At 26.6% G+C, this 16715-nt stretch carries 18 protein-coding genes; 5 read left to right on the top strand and 13 right to left on the bottom strand.

Annotated elements, in window-relative coordinates:
* Window positions 1-7: 7 nt before the first annotated feature.
* Genes crcB through KJQ99_RS01640 form a run of 4 tightly spaced genes read right to left on the bottom strand, consistent with a single transcriptional unit; the run spans window position 8 to window position 3483 of the window.
* Window positions 8-373 carry a fluoride efflux transporter CrcB gene (gene crcB / locus KJQ99_RS01655; protein WP_214149810.1) on the bottom strand — a complete coding sequence of 122 codons (366 nt, stop codon included), beginning with the start codon at window positions 371-373 and terminating at the stop codon, window positions 8-10.
* A complete protein-coding gene (locus KJQ99_RS01650; protein WP_214117326.1) occupies window positions 370-1053 on the bottom strand; it encodes a lysophospholipid acyltransferase family protein in 684 nt (227 codons plus the stop codon). Before KJQ99_RS01650 ends, crcB begins: the two co-directional genes overlap by 4 nt.
* Window positions 1037-2188, bottom strand: coding sequence for a hypothetical protein (locus KJQ99_RS01645; RefSeq protein ID WP_214149809.1), 1152 nt, complete (start codon window positions 2186-2188; stop codon window positions 1037-1039). The genes KJQ99_RS01650 and KJQ99_RS01645 overlap by 17 nt, the downstream gene beginning before the upstream one ends.
* The gene (locus KJQ99_RS01640) at window positions 2188-3483 is read right to left on the bottom strand and encodes a S41 family peptidase (RefSeq protein WP_442862234.1); all 1296 of its coding nucleotides are present in this window, start codon (window positions 3481-3483) and stop codon (window positions 2188-2190) included. The genes KJQ99_RS01645 and KJQ99_RS01640 overlap by 1 nt, the downstream gene beginning before the upstream one ends.
* 155 nt (window positions 3484-3638) lie before the next feature.
* Here KJQ99_RS01640 and KJQ99_RS01635 point away from each other — a divergent pair, with 155 nt between their 5' ends.
* Window positions 3639-6206 carry an ATP-dependent Clp protease ATP-binding subunit gene (locus tag KJQ99_RS01635; protein ID WP_214149808.1) on the top strand — a complete coding sequence of 856 codons (2568 nt, stop codon included), beginning with the start codon at window positions 3639-3641 and terminating at the stop codon, window positions 6204-6206.
* 11 nt (window positions 6207-6217) lie between these two features.
* Here the strand turns inward: KJQ99_RS01635 and KJQ99_RS01630 are convergent, their stop codons facing one another.
* The 5 genes from KJQ99_RS01630 to KJQ99_RS01610 are packed head-to-tail and all read right to left on the bottom strand — an operon-like array spanning window position 6218 to window position 9182.
* Entirely contained in the window at window positions 6218-7291 is a 1074-nt protein-coding gene (locus KJQ99_RS01630; protein ID WP_214149807.1) for an SLC13 family permease, read from the bottom strand.
* Window positions 7292-7324: 33 nt separating this feature from the next.
* A complete protein-coding gene (locus KJQ99_RS01625) occupies window positions 7325-7744 on the bottom strand; it encodes a hypothetical protein (RefSeq protein WP_214117318.1) in 420 nt (139 codons plus the stop codon).
* A gap of 46 nt (window positions 7745-7790) precedes the next feature.
* Entirely contained in the window at window positions 7791-8321 is a 531-nt protein-coding gene (locus KJQ99_RS01620) for an SCO family protein (protein ID WP_214117317.1), read from the bottom strand.
* Window position 8322: 1 nt separating this feature from the next.
* Window positions 8323-8757, bottom strand: coding sequence for a hypothetical protein (locus tag KJQ99_RS01615; RefSeq protein ID WP_214149806.1), 435 nt, complete (start codon window positions 8755-8757; stop codon window positions 8323-8325).
* Window positions 8757-9182 (bottom strand): copper chaperone PCu(A)C, encoded by a 426-nt coding sequence (locus KJQ99_RS01610; protein ID WP_214120431.1) that lies wholly within the window; start codon window positions 9180-9182, stop codon window positions 8757-8759. The genes KJQ99_RS01615 and KJQ99_RS01610 overlap by 1 nt, the downstream gene beginning before the upstream one ends.
* Window positions 9183-9326: 144 nt before the next feature.
* On the opposite strand from KJQ99_RS01610, the gene KJQ99_RS01605 reads away from it, so the two are divergent.
* Together KJQ99_RS01605 and KJQ99_RS01600 are read left to right on the top strand one after the other, a co-directional pair.
* Window positions 9327-10289 carry a L,D-transpeptidase family protein gene (locus KJQ99_RS01605; RefSeq protein ID WP_214117312.1) on the top strand — a complete coding sequence of 321 codons (963 nt, stop codon included), beginning with the start codon at window positions 9327-9329 and terminating at the stop codon, window positions 10287-10289.
* Entirely contained in the window at window positions 10289-11278 is a 990-nt protein-coding gene (locus tag KJQ99_RS01600) for an alanine racemase (protein ID WP_214149805.1), read from the top strand. The genes KJQ99_RS01605 and KJQ99_RS01600 overlap by 1 nt, the downstream gene beginning before the upstream one ends.
* Here the strand turns inward: KJQ99_RS01600 and KJQ99_RS01595 are convergent.
* Both KJQ99_RS01595 and KJQ99_RS01590 read right to left on the bottom strand, forming a co-directional pair.
* Complete coding sequence (locus KJQ99_RS01595) at window positions 11275-12306, bottom strand: AI-2E family transporter (protein WP_214149804.1); 1032 nt, start codon at window positions 12304-12306, stop codon at window positions 11275-11277. The two genes, KJQ99_RS01600 and KJQ99_RS01595, sit on opposite strands and share 4 nt — an antisense overlap.
* Window positions 12303-12722: an Hpt domain-containing protein gene (locus KJQ99_RS01590; RefSeq protein WP_214117301.1), complete on the bottom strand. Its 420-nt coding sequence runs from the start codon at window positions 12720-12722 to the stop codon at window positions 12303-12305. The genes KJQ99_RS01595 and KJQ99_RS01590 overlap by 4 nt, the downstream gene beginning before the upstream one ends.
* A 68-nt stretch (window positions 12723-12790) precedes the next feature.
* Between KJQ99_RS01590 and ruvB the strand changes: the two genes are divergently transcribed.
* Window positions 12791-13801, top strand: a complete 1011-nt coding sequence (ruvB, locus tag KJQ99_RS01585; protein WP_214117299.1) for a Holliday junction branch migration DNA helicase RuvB — start codon at window positions 12791-12793, stop codon at window positions 13799-13801.
* 22 nt (window positions 13802-13823) lie between these two features.
* Here the strand turns inward: ruvB and KJQ99_RS01580 are convergent, their stop codons facing one another.
* Both KJQ99_RS01580 and KJQ99_RS01575 read right to left on the bottom strand, forming a co-directional pair.
* On the bottom strand, window positions 13824-14816 hold the full coding sequence (locus KJQ99_RS01580; protein WP_214149803.1) for a pyridoxal phosphate-dependent aminotransferase: 993 nt from the start codon (window positions 14814-14816) through the stop codon (window positions 13824-13826).
* A complete protein-coding gene (locus KJQ99_RS01575) occupies window positions 14809-15909 on the bottom strand; it encodes an aminoacetone oxidase family FAD-binding enzyme (RefSeq protein WP_336608411.1) in 1101 nt (366 codons plus the stop codon). The genes KJQ99_RS01580 and KJQ99_RS01575 overlap by 8 nt, the downstream gene beginning before the upstream one ends.
* A gap of 76 nt (window positions 15910-15985) precedes the next feature.
* Between KJQ99_RS01575 and rdgB the strand changes: the two genes are divergently transcribed.
* Window positions 15986-16579 (top strand): RdgB/HAM1 family non-canonical purine NTP pyrophosphatase, encoded by a 594-nt coding sequence (gene rdgB / locus KJQ99_RS01570; RefSeq protein ID WP_214117295.1) that lies wholly within the window; start codon window positions 15986-15988, stop codon window positions 16577-16579.
* Window positions 16580-16715: the final 136 nt, after the last annotated feature.

Below are 16715 nucleotides of genomic sequence, written 5' to 3'. Positions count from 1 at the left end.
TTTTCTCCTATTTAAAAAAATTTAAAGCAATATAAGTTGCTATTAGTCCAAATACTACATTTAAAATAATATTTGCACTAAAGGCAACGAAGCCTAATGATTTTAATAATGTTATGCTCTCATAAGTAATTGATGAAAAAGTAGTAAAAGCACCTAAAAATCCTACTACTATTAATAATCTTATCTCACTTAAACTATCATAATTTTTAGCTAGTGCATAAAATAATCCTATCAAAAAACAGCCTATTAAATTAACGATTAATGTCCCAGCTATAAAGAATTTAAAATCAAAATTACGATTTATAAAAGTGCTTAAAATATATCTTAAAACAGCACCAATGGCTCCACCTAAAGCAACCATAAAAATATTCACTCATTAGCCTTGAAATATTCATTAATTGCTTCTTGCATTAAGTCTTTTGCATTGTCTAATTCATTAGCTTTTAGTGGTTGTAAAGGTATTATTGTAAGTTTTTTACCTAAGTGAATTGTTATTCTTTTACTATCTAAAATCTCTTTTGAACCAATAATTACAACAGGTTGAACTAAAACATCTAACTTAGTAGCTAGCATTGAAGCACCTTTTTTAAATCTTAATAATTCATAGCCATCACTTCTAGTTCCTTCAGGAAACATAGATATGTTTCTATTATTATTTAATCTATCGTTTGCTTCATTTATAACTCTTACAAAATCTCTTGCGTTTTCTCTATCTATTGAAATCATTTTAGGTAGTTTTATGATATTTCCAAAGAAAAATAATTCTTCAATCTGTTTTTTTGCAATCCAAGCTAAATCGTATGGATATATATCTTCAAGTGCGATAATATCTAGCATTGAGCGATGATTTAGGATAATCATTCTTGCGTTAGGATTAAAATCGCCTTTTATTTCTATTTTATAACAGCACAATTTACGGATAAATTTTGCCCAAGTTTTTCTAATAACCCAATTTTTTTTAGGGAAAATAAACATTAAAACAATTACAAAAGCAATGCTGATTGCTATGATTATTGCTAGAAAAATACTTAAGATTTTATTCAATATCTTCATTTTTTACCCAACCACTTGTATTTTCATCAAGTGCTATTTTCACAAAATTGTCTTTTTTGGTTATGATTTTTACTTCTTTTATGTCATTATTTTTATAAAAAATAGTTGAATTATTAGTTGGTAAAATTCTAACACTTGCACCTGATTTTAATTTAGCACTACTAAAATTCCCACCATCAATAAAGCTAAAAGCTACAAAAACTATAGCAAGTGCTATTAAAGAAAAAAACCTTTTAAAAATTACTACAATTATGAGACAAATTACAGCTAAGATTAAGCTTCCAATTTGTAAATAAAAATTAATTTCTTTTGTTATTGGATTTAAGTCTGTTTGAGTGCTTATTTCTTCAGATTCTACTATGATTTTATTAGAATATTCTATGAATTTATTTTCTAATGGGTCATAATATGAAAAAGAGAAATTTTTCATATTATTAGGAAAAATTAAAGCAATTGAGCATTTTGCATTTTCATAGTCTTTTCCGACATTTGTAATGCTTTGCGATTTTGCAGTTTTTAAAGAAAAATTATTAAAATTAGTGTTATTTGCTTTTGCGTCCATTCCACATATAACGCTAGTTTCATCATATTCAGTGCATTTTAAATTCGTAATTTTTAAATCACTTGCAACTAACTCTACATAATCTTTATTAAATTTTAATTCTTCAATTTTTAAATTATCTAGGCTGATTTTAGCATTTCCTACTTCTTGAGTATTTCTAAATAACTTAGCATCAATTGAGTTTAGTTTAGCATTTGCTGTATTTGCTTGAAAATAAACACGAGTAGTATAAATTCCATTTTCGCTATTAAATTTAATATCTTTATTTAATTGTTGCATATCAATGCTTTTTTCAAAATTAATTTGCGGAGTAAAATTTGTTTTGTAATTAGAATTAATTGTTATATCTATATAAAAAACTTCTTTAGTTTTTACAGAATTTTTTGAAAAATTAGCATTAATAGCAAGTTCTACTTTATCATTAAATTCTTCTTTAATATCGCTAGTAAAACTATTTGCATCTTCATTATTTTGATTAAGGTTTGTATAAACTTGAGCGTCCATTACACTTAATTCTTTTGATGGAGCTGCAAATAAAATACTAGCAAATATCAAAAAGATTATTTTTTTCATTAATTTCCTTTAATTACTAAGATTTTTAAAGCGTCAATTGCTGATTTTAATTGAGAATCTTCATTGATTTGCTCTTGAGTTAGTGTATTTTTATCGGTTTTGTTTTCTTTTTTACCATCAATTTTTTCTAATTCATTTTCTAGGTGCTTTTTAAGTTCGCTTTCTTTTATACTAAAGCCACTATCTTCAGTATTTACCTTACCAGGATACACAATAATATCAGGAGTAACTCCTACTGCTTGAATTGTTCTTCCACTTGGTAGGTAGTATTTTGCGATTGTTAGTTTTATACCTTCTTTATCATTGATTTCTCTAATCATTTGAACACTTCCTTTGCCAAAAGTCTTCTCACCAACAATAATCGCTCTTTTTCTATCTTGCATAGCTCCACTTACGATTTCGCTTGCACTTGCACTTCCACCATTTACAATTATACTAATAGGTATTTTTGTATTTATTGCAGCACCTTTAATTGCTAAAGTATCTATTTTAGCACTTTCATCTCTTCCTTTTTGAGATACTAAAATACCTTTATCAATAAATAAATTCAATAAATCTGTAGCTTGGTTTAATAAACCACCTGGGTTGTTTCTTAAATCAATTACTATCCCTTTAATATCCTTATTAATAGCTAATGCGTCTTTTACTTTACTTACAACATTTCTATCAAAACTTGTAATTCTAATGTATAAAAAGTCTGTATTTTCTATTTTTTTAGTATAAACGCTTTCAACTTTTATAATATCTCTTGTTATCGTAAAATCTAGTGGCTTTTTCTCGCCTTTTCTATATATTGTAATATTAATCTTAGTATTTGGTTTGCCACGCATTTTAGAAACTGCGTCATCAAGATTCATTCCTATCGTGCTTTCATTTTCAATTTTTAAAATAACATCGCCTGATTTTATACCAATTTTATCAGCAGGTGTTCCTTCAATCGGTGCAATAACGGTTATTGCATTATCTTTAATTGATAAAGTCATTCCAAGACCGCCAAATTCTCCGTTTGTGCTTTCTTGTAAAGATTTGAAATTCTTTTCATTTAAAAATGCTGAATGTGCGTCAAGATTACTCAATAATCCTTCTAAAGATTTATCCACAAGTTGCTCTATACTGATTTCATCAACATAATTTGCTTCAATCATTCTAAAAGTTTTAATAAGCTTTGAAAATGCTTGTCTTTCAGCTTCTTCATCAGTTTTTGCAAACAACGAAATTCCAAGTGCAACACACAAAAATATCTTTTTATTAAAATTCACGATAGCTCCAATAAGATTTAAGATTAAAGCTGTGATTTTAACGCAATTTTTTAAATACAAGTAAGCAATTATGTGTATTTTTAAATAAAAAACTTAGCACTTAATATATTTAAGTGATAAATTTAATTTTATACTTGACAATAATAGACTAAAGTAATATAATACGAACCATATCAATTAAAGGAGATAATATGAATATTCAAGATAAATTAACAAATCAATTTAATGAAACTTTAAGTCAAGCAGTAAGCTTATGTGTATTTAATAAAAATCCAAATATAGAACCATTTCATATTTTATGGGCTATTGCTAATGATTCAAGCTCTATTCTTAATCAAGTATTTAATAAATTATCAATAGATAAAACCGCAATTTCACTAATGCTAAAAAGTAAGGCTGATAATTTAGTAAAAAGCGATGGAGTAAATGCTAATAATGTAAAACCTAGCAATGCACTTTTAACTTCACTTGAAAAGGCTATTGGATTTGCTTTAAGTAAAGGTGATAGCTACTTAAGCACTGATATGTGGATAATTAGTGAGTGTGATAAGGGTGGAATTTGTGAGTTATTAAAAGATTATTTAGATTTACTTGTATTAAAAAGCGAATTAAATGCTTTAAGAGGCGATAGAAAAATTAGCGAAAAAGAGCAAGATGACATAAGCAATAAAGAATTAGAAAAATACACCACAAATCTAGTTGAATTAGCAAAATCAGGCAAACTTGACCCAATTACAGGAAGGGATAATGAATTAGAAAGGCTTATGCAAATCTTAATTAGAAAAAGCAAAAATAATCCTATTTTATTAGGTGAGCCAGGAGTTGGTAAAACAGCTATAGTAGAAGCTCTAGCTCAAGCAATTGCTAATAAACAAGTGCCAAGCTCTTTAGCTAATAAACAAATATTAAGTCTTGATTTAGCAGCACTTGTTGCAGGAGCAAAATACCGCGGGGAATTTGAAGAAAGACTTAAAAATATAATTGAAAGTGTAAAAGCAAATCCTAATATCATAATTTTTATTGATGAAATTCATACAATATTAGGTGCAGGTGCAAGTGAAGGAAGTATGGATGCTGCTAATATACTTAAACCTGCTTTAAGTAGGGGCGAGTTTAAAACCATTGGTGCAACCACTTTAAAAGAATATAAAAAATATTTTGAAAAAGATGCTGCAATGCAAAGAAGATTTCAAAGCATAATTGTGAATGAACCAAGCGTAAATGATGCAATAGCAATGCTTAGGGGTCTTAAAGAAAGATTAAGCGCTCATCATAATGTAAGTATTAATGATAAAGCTTTAGTAGCTGCTGTTAAGCTTAGTAATCGTTATATTCAAGGAAGATTTTTGCCTGATAAAGCAATAGATTTAATAGATGAAGCTGCGGCTGAACTTAAAATGCAAATTGAAAGTGAGCCAAGTGCTTTAAGAAATGTAAAAAATAATATCGTTAGATTAAGAGTTGAAAAAGAAGCTTTATTAATGGAAGGCGAAGAAAAAAATAAAGAAAGATTAAAAGAAATTGAAAATGAATTAAGTGAATTTAGCGAAGAAGAAAGAAAATTAAGAATGAAATTTGAAAACGAGCAAAGAGTATTTGCTGAAATTTCAAAGAAAATGAACGAGATTAATAATTTGCAAAATGAAGCAAATATTGCAAAAAATAAAGGAGATTATCAAAAAGCAGGAGAGATTGAATACGGAAAAATCCCACAAGTTAAAAATGAGCTTGAGAATGCTAAGGCAAATTGGCAAGAGTTAAAACAAAGCGGAACTTTACTTAAAAACGAAGTTGATGATGAACAAGTCGCATTAATTTTAGCAAAAATGACAGGAATAAAGGTTAGTAAATTACTAAGCAATGAGAGTGAAAAATACTTAAATCTTGAAAATAATTTACAAACTCGTGTGGTAGGACAAGATAAAGCTATAAAAGCTCTAGCTCGTGCAGTAAGGGCAAATAAAGCAGGGCTTAGTGATAGCAATCGTCCTATAGGAAGCTTTTTATTCTTAGGGCCTACAGGAGTTGGTAAAACTGAATTAGCAAAAGCAATTGCAAAAGAGCTTTTTGATGATGAAAAGGCTTTAATTCGTTTTGATATGAATGAATATGCTGAAAGTTATAGAGTAAGCAATTTAATAGGTTCTGCGGTTGGTTATGTAGGAAGTGATGAAGGCGGACAATTAACAGAAGCTGTTAAAAATAGACCTTATTCGGTGCTACTTTTTGATGAGATAGAAAAGGCTCATCCTGATATTTTTAATATATTTTTAAATATGTTAGATGAAGGAGCTTTGAGTGATAATAAAGGCTTTAGGGTTGATTTTAAAAACACTTTAATAATATTTACAAGTAATATTGGAGCAGCTAAGTTTGTAGATATTAAAAATGAAAAAGAAAGAAATGAATTAATAAATAAAGAATTATTAAAATACTTTAAACCTGAATTTGTAAATAGACTTGATGAAATAGTAGGATTTAATGCTTTAAATAAAGATTTATGCTTACAAATTGTTGATATTTTGCTTAAAAATACTAGCAATAAATTAGCTGAACTTGGAATTGGCTTTAGTATTAGTGAGAATGCAAGATTAGAAATTTTAAATCTAGGATATAGTGATGAATATGGTGCTAGAGCCTTAAAAAGAACTATATATCAAGAAATTGATTCAAGACTTAGTGAGCTTATTTTACAAGGGAATTTGAAATCTTTTGTAGAAGTTGATTTTGATAAGGAATTTATTTTTAATACGAAATAATTTTATCCCGATTAAATTCGGGATAATTCTTTAAAAACTACTAAAATTATTAAAAATACAATATTTATCCAAGTAAAATTGATTATGTATTTAAAAGCTTTATTTTTATAAGAATTAATATAGTATTTATAAGAAATTAAACTCGCCATAGAAGCTATTAAAGTCCCTAATGAGCCAATATTTACCCCTAGTAATAATTCTTTATAATCATTTGTAAAACTAGCTAAAAACACACAAGCAGGAACATTGCTAATAATCCAAGATAAAAATATACTTAGATAAAAAATATCAAATTCTTTAATACTTATAAAATAACTTATATTTTTTACAAATATAAAAAGATTTATAAAAATTATAATAAGAGAAAAATCAGCTTTAAAAATTGCTTTTTTATTGCTAATAAATAAGCTTATAAAAACTATAAAAAAGCCTAAAAATATATTTAAAATATCACTAACACATAAAATTGATATGAAAAATAATGCTAGGTTTTGGATAAATAATTTTTGATTTATTTGAGTTTTTATAAGATTTTTTAGTTTTATGTTTTTGTTTTTAATATTTATGGTAAAAATAAATAATAATATTAAAGATATAAAGCAGTAAATATAAGTGCTTTTAAAAAAGCTTAAAAAATCTAAATGAAAATATGTGAATATAAATAAATTTTGTGGATTTCCAAATGGGGTTAGCATTGAGCCAAGATTTGCTGCTATTGTTTGTAATATTATGATTTGCATAGTAAATTTTTTCGCTTTTAATTCTTTTAATAAATAAATACTAAAAGGCACAAAACAAAGCAACGCTACATCATTAGTAACTAACATAGAGCTAAAAAAACATATTAGTATTAGTAAAATTGCTATGGTTTTTAATTTGGTAATTTTGTTTAATACATAAAAGGCAAGTAGCTTAAATGCTCCTATTAATTCTAAGGATTTATTAACAGCTATAAACATAGAAAGTAAGGCAAGTGTCTTAAAACTTATAAAATCATATAAAGAATTTAAATAAGTAAAATCAATACCTTTAAAAATAATTAAAACAACAAAACTAATTAATGAAAGAATAAATGTAAATAGCATAAGTTTAATTCATTCCGAAAAACGGAATGAATATTAATAATCGTCTTTTTCGCTTACTTGATATTCAAGCTCTTCAATTCTATCTTCTAAACCATAAATAATCTCTTTTAATTTTTCAAGTTCCATAAAGATTTTATCGCTTGAGTTTTTATCACGATTATTATTGAATTGTTTCATAATACCAAGTTCAGCTTTTAATTTTTCAATTTCATTTTGTAATTCTTCAACTTTACTTACTTCGTTAGACAATGTAGTTTCCTTTGATTTAGATTTAACAGCTTTATCTTCAACTACTTCTTTTTCTACTTTTTCAGCTTTTGTTGCAGTTGGTTTTTTCGCTACTTCTTTAGAAGTTTCTTTTTTACTTACTTCTTTTTTAGCCGTTTCTTTTTTAGCAGTAGTTTTTTTAGCTGTTTGCTTTGTTTCTTTTTCGCTAGTTTTTTTAGTAGCCATTATTTCTCCTTTATATATTTAAAAACCGAATTGTAAAAGTAAATAGTTAATTATTACCTAAAAATTCGCTAATTTTTTTCTTAACATTCGCATTTGTTAAATTGCTTATTTCTCCTTTGAAATTACCATCTTTATCAATTATATAAAAACTTGAGCTATGAGCTACGGTGTATTCAGCAGCACTATCTTGATAAATATACTCATATTTTACCCCATAGTTTTTTGAAATTCTTTTAAGCTCATCTTCGCTAGGCACAAGTCCTAGTGAGTTTTTATAAAAATATTGTACATATTCATTTATATCATTTGCCGTATCTCTTTTAGGGTCAAGACTAATAAATAATATTTTTATATCATTTCTATTTAATTCATTTAAAGCTTTAGTGGCAATAGCTAAAGAAGTAGGGCATATATCAGCACACAATGTGTAGCCAAAGTAAATTAATAAATTATCTCCTTTAAAATCTTTAAGGGTATAAGTTTTATCACCTGCTCCTTTTAAATTAAAATCATATTTATTATTAAAACAAGCAGTTAAGATTAATCCTAAAAAAATAAAAATAATTAGTTTTTTCATACTATCTCCTAACATCAAAATCTATAGATAAATCAAGGCTTTTATTGTCATTAAATAATTCTAGTCTATATCTCATAGTATTTTCAGTACAAGCACTAAAAACAATATCTGCAATATAAGCATTATCAATCTTTTCAAATTCTCCTACAATATCTCCCATATACATATTAAGCCCATAAAGTCTTGCATTTAATTTGGGAAAATCTTCTAAATTTTTAATAATTACTTTTGTTTCTTCTAAGGTTTTTAGCGGTTTTGGACTTAAATCAAATATGATTTTTTTACCTTTATAATCTACTTCACACTCACTTACATTTAAATCGCAACTAAGTGGAGTTAATGTAGTGATTAACTCCCTTTTTTTAGAATTTGGATAAAAATAAAACAAACTTGCAAAAATAGCAATTATTACTAATAAAAATATTAATTTTTTCATTAATGAGCGTGAATTATTGATTTTGCTGGAATGTCTTTTAATTCAACTTTTTCGCCATTACTAAAGCTTAGTTCTAAATTAAGTTTAGTATCTTCTTTAATGCTATCTTTAATATCCATTAGCATAATATGATAGCTTTTTGGTTTTAGTTCTAAAGTATCATTTGCCTTGATTGTTGCGTCTTGTATTCTAATCATTTTCATCATACCATCTTCGTGAATATGAGTGTGGATTTCTGTATTTTTTGCAAAATCACATTTAGCATCAACTAATTTTATATCTTCATTTGAGTTGTTTTTAATACTCATAAAAATAGCTGAATTTTTTGCATTTGGTGGGGTAATTTTAACATAAGGCTCACTTATTTCTATGTTGTTTGCAAATAAACTTGCACCTAAACTTAACGCTAATAATATCTTTTTCATTGAATTCTCCTTTTTAGTAAAAACGATAAGGATTATAAATAAATTTTTCTTAATGAAAGCAATAATCAAAAAAACATTTTTGGTATTAACTTAGCTTTAAAATTACTTTTTATAATTAGTCCTTAACTTTTATAGGAGCTAATAGTGAAAAAAATCATAATTTTATTATTATCAATTTATTTATATTCAGACAATTTATTACAAATTTATTTAAAAGATGGCATAGGTGCAGTTGAAAATAAACTTGAAGCTGGACTTAGTGATGTTAAGTTTTGGCAAACTCAATTGCAAGGACTTGATTTAAAATATGGATACTATAGCGATGATGCTATGGTGGTAGTAGTTGATAAAGATAAACAAAAATTAGTTTTATTTGAAGAAAAAAACAACAAATTAACACCTAAATTCGAGCAAAGTGTAATAACAGGTCTTATGGGTAATAAAGAAAGAGAAGGGGACTTAAAAACCCCTATTGGAGCTTATCAAGTTTTAAACAAAATGGTTCCACCTGATAATTATTATGGACCTTATGCTTTTGTTTTAAACTATCCTAATTTATATGATAAAGTTCGTAAAAAAACAGGCTCTGGAATTTGGATTCATGGTTTTCCACTTGAAGGCGATGTAAGATATGATGCTTATAAGACTAAGGGTTGTGTTGTAATGACTAATGATGTTTTGTTAGATTTTAATGGCATTGTAAATAATAAAAAAATATATGTATTAATCAATGAAAAAGGCGTTGTTAGCACAAATGCTGATGAAATTGCTTTAATATTGGCTAATTTATTTGACTGGAAAAATGCTTGGACTAATAATGATTATAAAACATATCTTAGTTATTATAGTGATGAGTTTATTAAATATGATGGCACGAAAATATCTGCTTTCAAGGAGCAAAAAAAGGCAATTTTTAGTAGAAAGCAGGATAAAACAATACAATTTAAAGATATAAATATAATTCCTTATCCTAATTTAGAGCAAAGAAAAATATTTAAGATTACTTTTTATGAAAATTATGCTACTTCAAGTTATACTTTTAATGGTGAAAAAGTTTTATATATTGAATTAGTAAATGGAAAAATGTCAATCTTAACGGAGCAATAATGGCATTTATCACAATTAATAAAGCAAATTATTTTTATAATTTAAATGAGTGCTTAAAAAAAGTTAGTAGCATTGATAAATTAATCATTATTTTAAAGGACAATGCTTACGGGCACGATATTAATATAATTAGTGATTTGGCTTTAGAATTTGGTATTAAAAATGTCGCAGTAAAAAACATAAATGAAGCTAGTATTATTCAAAATAAATTTAAAAATATATTAATACTATCTCAAATTCCAAAGCATTATAAAGCTTGCGATAATTATATTTTAGCTATTAATGATTTGAGTTATTTTGATTATTTAAATAATGAAGATAAAGTCGCTTTAAAACTTGATACTAATATGCATAGAAGTGGAATATGTGAAAACAATTTAGAATTAGCTCTAAAAGTTATTAAAGAAAAAAAGCTGAAATTAGTATCAGCTTTCACTCATTATTCAAGTCCAAATAATATTAAAAATCAAAAACCACTTTATATAAAAATGTGCGAGTTTATAAAGAATAATTATTCTGATGAAGTGTTTTTTCACTCTGCAAATTCTAGCACTTTATTTTTAGATGAAAATGAATACGATAAGGCTGCTAGAGTAGGCTTAGCACAATTTGGGTATTGCGATGTAAAGGCTAATTTAAAGCCGGTTTTAAGTCTTTGGGCTGAAAAAATTAGCTCAAGAATTATTAGTGCTGGAGATAGTATTGGATATGATGAGATTTTTGTATCTAATAAGGATTTAAAAGTTGCTAATTATGATTTAGGATATGGAGATGGGCTTTTATATTATAAAGGTTTAAAAGAATTTAAATTAGCAAATAACGAACAAGTTTTAGGCAAAATCTCAATGGATAGCTTTAGTATTGAAGATACTAATAAAGAAAATATCTGCGTATTTAACGATGCTTTAAAATACGCAAATTATTTTAATACTAATGTTTATGAAGCTTTAGTTAGATTAAATCCAAGCATTAAAAAAATAATAATTTAATGCTTTTCTATAATTAATACATAAAGTTTTACAACTGATAAAAATAAAGCCAAAATAGCAGGCCCTAATATAACTCCCCAAAAGCCAAATGTAGAAATACCAGCAATCATTGCAAAAAATATCAAAAGCTCATTTACATTTGCTGGAGTTTTTAACAATTTTTCATTAATCCATCTAATTATTAATGGCTTTACAAAAGTATCTGCAATAATAGAAATCATAATAATTGAATAAAGTGCAATTATTATAGCATTTGCTGTATTGCCGTGAGAGTATTCATATAAACTAACAGGAACCCAAAGTAAAGCACCGCCTATTAATGGAATTAGCGAAGATATTGCATATAAAATACCCATTAAAAGTCCGTTATATCCAAAATACATTAAAAATACTGCAAATAATAAACCTTCAAAAACAGCAGTAATAATTACAGAATAAAACACAACGCTCATTACATTAGATACTTCACCTAATACATTTTCAAATTCACTTTTTTTAAGCGGCATAAGTTTTCTAAAAAATCCTACAAGTTCTACTCCATAATAATTTGCGAAGAAATAAAATATTATTATTAATATAAGTTCAGTAAAGAATTTAACACCTGATTTTGTAAAATTTGAAGCATAATTTAATATATTTTTACCTACATTATTTAAATCTATTTCATTTAAAGCTTCTTTTACTTTTGGCTCTATGTAGTCTAAATTGCTTGGTAAATTAAATTCTGCTGATTTTAATTTTGTAATTGTTGTTTGAATTTGAGCTATATCTAAGTCTTTAATTGAACTTGCTAAAGAAAAGCTAGTGTATGCAAGTGGAGCAAAAAATAATAAAGACATCATAGTTGTTAAAACTATTGGAGCTACATATTTTCTTTTTGTTTTTACGAATATTTTATGATGAAGATTTGCAGTAGCAACTGCCATTAAAACAGCAATTGCAATAGTTAATAAAAAAGGTTTAAATAAATAAAGCAAACAACATAAAACCAATAAAACAATAGCTGTTATAAAATATTTAGCATTCATTTATTTAGCCTTTGTGGTAGGTGAATAATTTTTGGATTTAAAGCTGATAGATAAGGATTATTATCGTTAAAATCTCTTTTGTATATCATAAATTGGTCAGTTACAAAAAGTAGCCAATCTACTAATTCATCGCTAGCAGGACCTCTCATATCTCTAGCTTCATCTAAGACATCTTCAACAATTTTACAAATATTTACGAATTGATTAATTTTTAAAAAACCACTAGCGCTTTTCATATTATGAAACATTCTAAAAAGCTCATTTACTTTATTTTTATATTTATCTTCATCTTCAAGTGCGATAATAACAGGCTCTAAAGAATCGCAAAAAATATTAAAATGGGTCATAAAATCATCAACGATATCAAAATCAAATTCTAATTCTAATTGCCCTAAAAGTCCTAAATTTTTATTCATGTAATCACTCGTTTTTATATTTTGCTAAGATTATACAAATTATTTACAAACATTATTTAAGGTAAAAAATGGAAAGAATAGTTGAAATTGAACAATTTAAAGATGATAGCAAATATGAAATTAGCCTAAGACCAAGCACTTTTGATGAATATGTAGGTCAAAACAAAACTAAAGAGAATTTAAAAGTATTTATAAAATCAGCAAAGTTAAGAAATGCTCCGCTTGATCATACTTTATTTTTTGGCCCTGCAGGTCTTGGAAAAACCACTTTAGCAAATATAATTGCAAATGAAATGGGAGTAAATATTAAAACAACAGCAGCCCCTATGATAGAAAAAAGCGGAGATTTAGCTGCAATTCTTACAAATCTTGAAGATGGAGATATATTATTTATTGATGAAATTCATCGCTTAAGCCCTGCTATTGAAGAAGTTTTATATCCAGCGATGGAGGACTTTCGTCTTGATATTATAATAGGAAGTGGTCCTGCAGCTCAAACCGTTAAAATTGATTTAGCTAAGTTTTGCTTAATTGCTGCTACTACTAAAAGCGGTGGAATTTCAACTCCGCTTAGGGATAGATTTGGGATTAATTGTAGGCTAGAGTTTTATACCCCTGATGAACTTGCCTTAATTATTAGCAAAGCTGCTTTAAAGCTTGATATTACCTGCGATAACGACGCTAGTAAAGAAATAGCTAAAAGATGCAGAAGCACACCAAGAATTGCCCTTAGACTTCTTAAAAGAGTTAGGGATTTTGCCATAGTAAATAATGAAACAAAAATCACTTTAAAAAGAGCTAAATTAGCGCTTGAGAGTTTAGGTGTAAATGAATTAGGTCTTGATGAGTGCGATTTAAATTATCTTGAGTTTTTATGCAAGGCTAAAAAAGCAGTGGGCTTAAATACTATTGCAGCAGCTTTAAGCGAAGATGAAAGAACTATTGAAGATGTAATCGAGCCTTATTTGATAGCAAATAATTACATAGAAAAAAGTGCAAAAGGAAGAGTAGCAACCACTAAAGCTTATTCGCTTTTAAAATTAAGTGGTTATACACCTTCTTTATTTGATATAAATTAAGAATTAAATTCTTAATTTATTTTTACACCAAATCTTTTTCTTTTGCTAATTTTAAGGCTTTAAAAAATACATTTAATTCTTCAATATTTCCTACGCTAATTCTGTTAAATAAAGGATAATTATGTATTTTTCTACCTACTTTAACGCCGTTTTCTAGCATAAAATTATGATAATTTTCGCTTTTTATTTTATGCAAAATAAAATTAGCATTAGATTTAAAATAAAAAATATCCAATTCATTTAAAACCTGCTCTAATTTAGCCTTATTTTCTAAGGTCATAGCTCTTGCTTTATTTACAAATTCTTCATCTTTTAAAGCATTTATAGCACAAAATAAAGCATAAGCATTGATATTGTCTATTAAAATAAACTCATCAATAAAAGAAAGCAATTCATTTTCAGCAATAGCATATCCTATTCTAAGTCCTGCTAGAGCATAGATTTTAGAAAAGGTTCTAGTAATTATTATATTTTTTTGACATTTTTTAATACTTATAAAATTAGTATTGTATTCAGCATAAGCTTCATCTAAAATCATATAAGTATTATCCTTACAAATTGAGCATAAATACTCTAAATCATTTTGGCTAAGCTCTTTTGCACTTGGGTTGTTTGGATTGGTAATGTAAATTAAATTATATGAGTTACTTAATGGTTTTATATCATTTACATTTAGGATAAAATCATCTTTTAAATAAATATAAGTAATTTTTATTTTTAAAGCTTTTGCAATGCTTAAAACCAAATCAAATGTTGGCATAGGAACTATTAAATTAAGCTCTTTATTTTCGCTTTTTGCTCTTGCATTTAAAGCACAAATTGTTCTATAAATAATATCGCTTGAGCCACAACCTAAGCTTATGTTATTTGATTTTACATTATGCTTTTTGGCTAGTTCTTCTTTTAGCAAATACTCGCTATCGCAAGGGTATTTACACATTAAATCATAATCATTCATAATGCTTTTAAAATCGTGCTTTATTAAGGTATTTTCATTATTTGATAAATCAATCATCTTTTAACTCCTTGTTTAAATAATTTGCTAATTTTTTTGCACTAGCAAATGCAAAATGTATATTAAATCCGCCTAAAATCCCTGCTACATTTAAACATTCACCTATGAAAAATAAACCTTTATTTTTTAAGCTTTCATAATGCTCATTTAGGCTTTTTAGGCTAACTCCACCTTTACAAACTTCTGCTTTATTAAAGCCTAGATTTCCTGCTGGTGCGAACTCATAATTATATAATTTATTTATAATCTCTTTTTCTTCTAAATTATATTTATTCATTGCTTTATCGCTTAAATTATTTGCGTTTAAGTATTCTTTAATAAAAGCTTTAGGTAAAGATAAATGTGTGCTAGCTTGCTTTAAACTACTAAAATCTATTTTAAAATCATTTAAAAAATTAATTTTGATTTTGCCTTTAGTCCAAAACAATGAAGCACTCAAAACCACAGGGCCACTAATACTTTTATGGGTAAATAGCATAGAACCTTTAAAAATATCATTAATGCAAACTTCAATGCTAATTCCACTAAGATTTTTCATAAAAAACTCATCTTTTTGTAAAGTAAGTGGCACTAAAGCAGGTAAAAACTCGCTAAATCCTATTTGAAATTCTTTTGCAATTTTTAATGCAATATCGCTTACTCCTAAAGTAGCAAAAGAAATTCCACCGGTAGCAATTACTACATTTTTAGCTAAAAACTCGCCTTTATTTGTGATGATTTTATAAGAATTATTTGCCTTTTCTAAGCCTAAAACTTTAGTATTTAGCATAATTTTTGATTTATTTTGACTTAATAATCTATCAAGGATTAATGAAGAATTAGGAGCAAAAAACTGCTTATTTCTAATTTTATTAAACTTAATTCCTTTAAAAAAATTAAGATTATCTTGATAGCTAAACTCATCTAAACTTTGCTTTAATTTATCATAATCATCGCATAAATACGATTTAATATTGATATTTTCATTTGTTACATTGCATTTGCCACCACCACTTATTAAAAGTTTTTTAGCAACGGCGTTATTTTGCTCTAAAATTAAAGCATTTTTTTTTAAATTAGCAGCCAAAAATAATCCCGCTGCTCCAGCTCCAATAATTATTAAATCTTTAATGGTTTGTCCTTTTGGTATTTTTATTACTTATAATACTAAAAATTATAAAGGATAGATAATGAAAATAATAATTGCGAGTTCAAATAGTGGTAAATTAAAAGAATTTAAAGAATTATTAACAAATTGTGAGCTTTATTTAGCAAGTGATTTTGTGAGTGATTTTAATCCTATTGAAAATGGAAATAGTTTTAAACAAAATGCAAAAATTAAAGCAAAAGCATTGTGGGATAAATTAAGCGAAGAAGATAAGAAAAATTATGCAGTATTAGCTGATGATAGTGGTCTTTGCGTTGAGGCTTTAGATAATGCTCCAGGTATTTTTTCTGCTAGATACGCAAATGATTTTAGTGATGAAAAAGATGCTAAAAATAGAGAAAAATTACGCCTTGAATTAACAAAAGTTGGAGTTGATTTTAGTAAGGCTAGTTTTGTTTGTGTTTTATGCTTAATTACTAATTCAAAGATAGAATTTGCAAAAGGCGTTTGTGATGGAACGATTAGTAAAATAGAAAGCGGTAATAATGGTTTTGGCTATGATAGTATGTTTATTCCTTTAGGATTAAGTAAGACTTTTGCAGAGCTTAGTCAAGATGAAAAAAATAAAATTAGCCACAGATTTAAGGCTTTAGAAGAATTAAAAAAGATTTTTTAATAAATTATATATTAGGAACTAGCATACTAATTCCTAATAATAAGTTTATTTTTAAGCTAATAAATCAAGTTCTAAATTCATTTAGCTTTTTGTTTAGTTGTTCTGTCATCTCACTTAGATGATTTGCTGCTCCTGC

Origin of the sequence: Campylobacter sp. 2018MI13, assembly GCF_018501135.1 — a bacterium.
Classification (GTDB): domain Bacteria; phylum Campylobacterota; class Campylobacteria; order Campylobacterales; family Campylobacteraceae; genus Campylobacter_E.
The sequence above is the reverse complement of the archived record's forward strand: the minus strand, read 5'-3'. Positions and strand labels throughout refer to the sequence as shown.